At 52.8% G+C, this 801-nt stretch carries 2 protein-coding genes; both read right to left on the bottom strand.

All coding sequences use genetic code 11. The features are described from left to right. On the bottom strand, positions 1-413 hold a 413-nt coding region (locus tag E0D98_RS25045), incomplete at its 3' end, for a single-stranded DNA-binding protein (protein ID WP_131891400.1). Continuing rightward, positions 410-661, bottom strand: coding sequence for a hypothetical protein (locus E0D98_RS25040; protein ID WP_032307310.1), 252 nt, complete (start codon positions 659-661; stop codon positions 410-412). The genes E0D98_RS25045 and E0D98_RS25040, both read right to left, overlap by 4 nt. Positions 662-801: the final 140 nt, after the last annotated feature.

Raw genomic sequence — 801 nt, 5'->3', positions numbered from 1 at the left:
ATGTTATCCCCGTACGGATCATCGTTACCCGCCTGTTGTTTTGCCCTGTTCAGTGCGTCAGTAGCCTGCCCCTGCTGGCCTTTTTTGCCGCCCGGTCGCGCCGTTCTCGCACTGATTACGCTGTCTGCGATAACCTGCCAGCCCTGCCGCGTTTCGCCGTTCTGGCCTGTCCACTGGCTTACCTGCATCGTGCCGGATACGCTGGCAACGTCGCCTTTTTGATGTTTAGCCAGGAAGTCGGCCTGCTTGCCAAATGCGATGACGGACAGCCATAACGTCGCCTGTCCGTCCTGTGCCTGGCTGCATGGCAGCGATACCGCCATACGAACCAGCGTCATCGGTGTACCCTTGCTGGTCTGTTTTACCTGCGGGTCGTCCACCAGCCGCCCGTAAGCGGCTATCTGTGCTGTCATGATTCCACCTCTCCGGTTTTAACGTTGATGGTTGTTACCTGTTCCGCTTCGGCAATCTCACGTTCTGTCAGTGTGGCAAAGTTTGCCGCTGCTGTGGTCATGAATGCGCTTATCAGGTCGGGATGTTCTTTCGCGTATCCTTCCCCCGCGTGGCGGTCTATCGTTCTGATTGCCACCTTTAAAGCGTGCTCTGTCATGTCTAACGCTTTATATTTTGGCGCTGTCTTATCTCTGGTTTTTCTGTTCATTCCCCACTACTCCCCACTTTTGCTCCCCACTTTTTGAAATTACCCACCGTCTCCCCACCTCTTTTTTTTGTGATTCTAACGTTATGTTTTTCAATATGTTTTTTACTCCCCACTTTTTTGGGTATATACAGGTGGGAAAG

The sequence above is a fragment of the Escherichia sp. KCJ4928 genome (genome assembly GCF_004352695.1).
GTDB lineage: Bacteria > Pseudomonadota > Gammaproteobacteria > Enterobacterales > Enterobacteriaceae > ECMA0423.
Note: the sequence above shows the minus strand (reverse complement) of the source record. Positions and strands in the feature narration are given on the sequence as shown.

Coding starts and splice junctions, on each gene's coding strand:
- E0D98_RS25040 (WP_032307310.1), bottom strand. CDS start 661: ATGAACAGAAAAACCAGAGATAAGACAGCGCCAAAATATAAAGCGTTA.